Here is a 5,220-nt window from a genome sequence, read left to right on the forward strand (position 1 = left end):
GTACGGCATCCTGCTGTAAAGCCAGGGATTGATGGCGTGGGTGGCGACAGCGGAAATGCCGATCGTCATGCCGTCGGGTTGCGCCTTGGCGATGGCGTCGACACCAATGTTGCCGCCGCCGCCGGGCTTGTTTTCAATGATGACCGGGCCCAGCGTGTCCTTGACGCGTTCGGCCATCAGGCGGGCCGTCACGTCAATCGGGCCGCCGGCTGCATAGGGCACGATGATGCGCATGACTTTGGGCTGGGCGTGTGCCAGAGGGGCTGACAGCGCCATGCCTGCAATGAAAAGGGCGCCCAGGCATTTGCCGAGCAGGGAAGGCTGGGTGAGGGAAGGTCGAATGTTCATGTCCCTATTGTTGCAAAAAGTTGGCCACGCCTTGGGGCAGAGCCTGATGCATGCCGTTACGGGATCTTTACATACCGGACATGGCTGTTCGGGGGCCGCGCCGCGTTGGAGGTTCATGAGGCGCCTGCTTCATGTTTTCTCAACCCCCACCTCAAGGAAACCCCATGAAGATCAACACCCTTGTCGCCGCCCTCGCCCTGGTTGCTGGTGGCGCAGCCTTTGCGCAGGCGCCTGCCGCTCCCGCGACCCCCAAAGACCCGCTGGCCACGCCGCGCGTCGACCAKCGCCAGTCCAACCAGGAAAAACGTATTGACCAGGGCGTCACCTCCGGTGCGTTGACTTCCAAGGAGACCGCCAAACTCGATAAGCGCGAGACGAAAATTGAGTCCGACAAGCTGGCCGCCAAATCCGACGGCAAAGTCACACAGGCCGAGCGCCGCAAGCTAAAGCGTGAAGAAAACCGCGCCAGCGCCGCCATCCGCCGCCAGAAGCACGACCGGCAGGTTGCACCCGGCAAGGCTGGCTGAGCGTTCGCATGGTAGGTAGCCGCAGCGCTTAATCCGCACATAAAAAAGCCCCGGCTGACGGATCAGCCGGGGCTTTTTTTGTCCAGGTGTCCGCTCAGGTTTCCGCGGGCACGGTCGCCTGGGCTTTCTCTTTTTCGGTCACAAAAGAGTCGGCATAAAACTCGTCCTCCGGCAGACCCGCAGCCGTGTAGGCGGCCTTGGCTGAGTCCACCACGATGGGCGCGCCGCAGGCATACACCTGATAGCCCGACAGGTCGGAAAAATCTTCCAGCACGGCCTGGTGGACAAAGCCGGTGCGCCCCGTCCAGTTGTCTTCAGGCAGCGCGTTGGAAATCACCGGGACATAACGCAAATTCGGCATTTCCGCAGCCTTGGCCTTGACCCATTCGTCCATGTACAAATCGGCCGGGCGGCGGCCGCCCCAGTACAACACGGCCGGGCGCGTGATGCCCTTGTGTTGCAGATGCTYGATCAGCGCCTTGATGGGCGCAAAGCCGGTGCCCGATGCCAGCAGCACCATGGGTTTGTCGCTGTCTTCGCGCAGGTAAAAGCTGCCGAAGGGGCCTTCGATGCGCAGGATTTCCTTTTCTTTCATGGGGCCGAACACGTGCTCGGTGAACTTGCCGCCCGGCATGTGGCGAATGTGCAGCTCGACGCCCGGGTTGTCGGCCTGGGTGTGCGGGGCATTGCCCATTGAATACGCCCGGCGGTCGCCGTCGCGCAGCAAAAACTCCACATATTGGCCAGCGTGGTACTTGAACACATCGCTGGCCGGCAATTGCAGGCGCACCACCATGACGTCGTGTGAGGCCTTGGCCAGGCTGTTGATGCGCACCGGCATCTTCTTGACCGGGAAGGCGCTTTCATCCGTGACGTGGCGTGATTCGAGGACGATATCACTCGTCGCCCTGGCGCTGCAGGTCAGGATGAAGCCGTTCGCCTCTTCCTCGGGTGACATGGCCTTGACCTGGTGCGCGCCATGGAGGACGCTGCCTTCCAGTTTTTTTGACTTGCAGGAGCCGCAGGCGCCATCCTTGCAGCCGTAGGGCAGGCCAATCCCCTGGCGAATGGCGGCTGCCAGCAGCGGTTCATCCGCCTCGGCGATGAATGTCCGGCCACTGGGTTGCACGGTCACGTTAAAGCTCATATTCGGTATCCTTGCGGTATCTGTTCTCGACCTGGCTGGCTTTTTCCAGCAACCCCAATTTTGCCCTCAAACCTGAACCCCCTAGGCGCGCTGCCTTTCCGTTTCCGCCGCGAGCGGGTTTTGATTGCCGGTTGCGGCGATGTCGGCCTGCGCGTAGCCCGCCTGCTGCCGCGCAATGTCCGGCGCATCGCCCTGACGTCGTCACCGCAGCGTTTCCCGGCTTTGCGCGCGCAAGGCATCACACCGCTGCTGGGCAACCTGGACGACGGCGCCTCCCTGCGGCGCTTGGCCGGGCTGGCTACGCGGGTGGTGCATCTGGCGCCGCCACCCGGCGACCAGCCCGACTGGCGTACGGACCCACGTACGCTGGCACTGCTGCGCGCCCTGCGCCTGCGCAGCCTGCCGCAGTCGCTGGTGTATGGCTCCACCAGCGGGGTGTATGGCGACTGCGGCGGCGAATGGGTGCGCGAAACGCGGCCATTGAAGCCCCACACACCGCGTGCCCAGCGGCGTGTGCATGCCGAGGCGCATCTGCGGCTTTTTGGCCGGGCCACCGGCACCCGCGTGCACCTGCTGCGCATCCCGGGCATCTATGCGTCCGACCGCGAAGGCGGTACGCCGCGTGGCAGGTTGCTCAAGGGCACACCTGTACTGCGTGCCGAAGACGACGTCTACACCAACCATATCCACGCCGACGACCTGGCCCGTGCCTGCCTGGCGGCGCTGTGGCGCGGCAAGCCCCAGCGCGCCAGCAACGTCAGTGACGATACGCAGCTGAAGATGGGCGACTATTTCGACCTAGCGGCGGACCTCTACGGTCTGCCGCGGCCGCCGCGCCTGGCACGGGGCACGGCACAGGAAGAGTTGCCGCTGATGCTGCTGAGCTTCATGAGCGAGTCGCGCCGGCTGGACAACACCCGCCTGAAGCAGGAGCTGCGGCTTCGTTTGCACTACCCGACAGTAGCAATTGGCCTGCGCGATCAGTGAGCGAGCCAGCCGCGCGGTGCAACGCAATAAATGCCATTGACCGCCTGAAATGAACGGGTTGCCACCATGGCAGCCCGTTTTCTCATTTTAGGTGTCTTTTTTTGGCAACGGTACTGCGGTCGAATGTTACAACCAAAGCGGTAACAAATTGAAACTAACGTGGTCGGCCTGGAGCACGTTTCTATTAACTGCAAAAAGAACTTTTTTTAACCCGATGTGCCGGGTTTCCTTTGTGAATACCATCACTTCGAGTGCCTCTATCTTGCAATCGGCTGACGCAAGGGGACTCGCGGGATGTGAAAAATGCACAAAAAAAGTTCGAAAAATGCGCGTACGGCAGCGCAATTTGTAACAAACATCGGTCAACGCGTACCCACCGCGGCGCCGCCGTTTTTTGATGCACTGGGACGGATGGCCGATAGCGCCGCGGGCAGATGGACCCTGCGCAAGCCCGTAACGGCCGTTTTGCTGCTGGGAGCAGCAACAGCGCAGGCCGGCCCGGTAGACGGCCAGGTCACTTCGGGCGCGGCCAGCATCTCGCAGAGCGGCTCCGCCACCACCATCAATCAATCCAGCCAGAACGCTTCGCTGACCTGGAAGAGCTTTAACGTAGGCGCGCAGGAAAGCGTCAACTTCGTGCAGCCTTCGGCCAGCGCGATCGCGGTCAACCGCATCATGGACACCCACGGCAGCCAGATCCTGGGCCAGCTCAATGCCAATGGGCAGGTCTTCCTGATCAACCCCAACGGCATCCTGTTTGGCGCCGGCGCCCAGGTCAATGTGGGCGGGCTGGTGGCGTCGACACTGGATGTCAAGGATGCGGACCTGAGCAGCGGAAAGCGCAGCTTCAGCGGCGCAGGCGCAGGCAGTGTGGTCAACCAGGGCCGCATCAATGCTGCCACGGGCGGCTACGTTGCACTGGTCGGCAATACCGTGCGCAACCAGGGCAGCATCAGCGCTCCGCAGGGCAGCGTGGCGCTGGCGGCAGGCAGCGCGGCTACTTTGACCTTCCAGGGCAACCAGCTGCTCAAGATCGAGGTGGACCAGAGCGTTCTCAACAGCCTGGCCGAGAACGGCGGGTTGATTCTGGCTGACGGCGGGCAGGCGCTGATGAGCGCCGGTGCCAAGGATTCCCTGCTGGCCAGCGCAGTCAACAACACCGGGGTGATCCAGGCGCGCACCGTGGAAAACCGCAGCGGCACCATCATCCTGCTGGGCGGCATGGCCGCCGGCACTGCCAACATTGCGGGCACGCTGGACGCTTCGGCGCCCAACGGCGGCAACGGCGGCTTTGTGGAAACCTCGGGCGCGCAGGTGAACATTGCCGACGGCGCCCGGATCACCACGGCGGCCCCCGCGGGCCAAAGCGGCACCTGGCTGATCGATCCTGTGGACTTCACCATCGCCGCTGCAGGCGGGAACATCACGGGTGCGGCCCTGAGTGCCAACCTGGCCTCAGGCAACGTCGTCATCCAGAGCAGCAGCGGGAACACGGGCACGGCGGGCGATGTCAACGTCAACAACGTGGTGAGCTGGAGCGTCAACCAGCTGACGCTCAACGCGCAGAACAACATCAACATCAATGCCAACCTCAACGCATCGGGCACCGGCAAGCTGGCGCTGGAATACGGCCAGGGCAATACCAATGGAATCACCAACTCCTACAACGTCAACAACGGCGCGAAGATCAATTTGCCGGCAGGCAACAATTTCAGCACCAAGCAAGGCAGCAACGGTACCCCCGTCGCCTATACGGTGATCACTGACCTGGGTACCGCAACCAGCACCAGCGGCACAGATTTACAGGGCATGAGCGGCAATCTCAACGGTCGCTACGCACTGGGCGCTGACATCGACGCCTCGCCAACCAGCGCTTGGAACGGCGGCAGTGGATTCGAACCGCTGGGCAACAACCTGGCGCARTTCAGTGGCATCCTGGACGGTTTGGGCCACACCATTTCCGGCCTCACTATCAACCGGCCCACCGCCACCTACGTCGGTCTGCTCGGCTATGTAGGCGCTTCGGGGCGAATCAACAATYTGGGCTTGGCCGGCGGYAGCGTCACGGGCCAAACCAAAGTCGGCGCGTTGGCCGGGTGGAGCTCTGGCAATATCACTAACAGCTACGCCAGCACCTCAGTGACCGGCTCCGGATCCGAGGCTGGTGGGCTGGTGGGGACCAGCCAGGGCGTAATCCGCAACAGCCACGCC

The 5,220-nt window shown here is 62.9% G+C and carries 5 protein-coding genes; 3 read left to right on the forward strand and 2 right to left on the reverse strand.

What is annotated here, in order from left to right; genetic code table 11:
• A partial coding sequence (locus AC1D1X_RS15005; RefSeq protein ID WP_477698565.1) for a Bug family tripartite tricarboxylate transporter substrate binding protein occupies positions 1-276 on the reverse strand: 276 nt, incomplete at its 3' end.
• Positions 277-512: 236 nt separating this feature from the next.
• On the opposite strand from AC1D1X_RS15005, the gene AC1D1X_RS15010 reads away from it, so the two are divergent.
• A complete protein-coding gene (locus AC1D1X_RS15010; RefSeq protein ID WP_477698562.1) occupies positions 513-875 on the forward strand; it encodes a hypothetical protein in 363 nt (120 codons plus the stop codon).
• Between the two features lie 94 nt (positions 876-969).
• Here the strand turns inward: AC1D1X_RS15010 and AC1D1X_RS15015 are convergent, their stop codons facing one another.
• On the reverse strand, positions 970-2,022 hold the full coding sequence (locus AC1D1X_RS15015; RefSeq protein WP_477698563.1) for a CDP-6-deoxy-delta-3,4-glucoseen reductase: 1,053 nt from the start codon (positions 2,020-2,022) through the stop codon (positions 970-972).
• Between the two features lie 60 nt (positions 2,023-2,082).
• Here AC1D1X_RS15015 and AC1D1X_RS15020 point away from each other — a divergent pair, with 60 nt between their 5' ends.
• Both AC1D1X_RS15020 and AC1D1X_RS15025 read left to right on the forward strand, forming a co-directional pair.
• Positions 2,083-3,009, forward strand: coding sequence for an NAD-dependent epimerase/dehydratase family protein (locus AC1D1X_RS15020; protein WP_477669661.1), 927 nt, complete (start codon positions 2,083-2,085; stop codon positions 3,007-3,009).
• Between the two features lie 303 nt (positions 3,010-3,312).
• Positions 3,313-5,220: two-partner secretion domain-containing protein (locus AC1D1X_RS15025; protein WP_477698564.1), on the forward strand; the 1,908-nt coding region annotated here is incomplete at its 3' end.

Source organism: Polaromonas sp. P1_G4, from assembly GCF_056405475.1.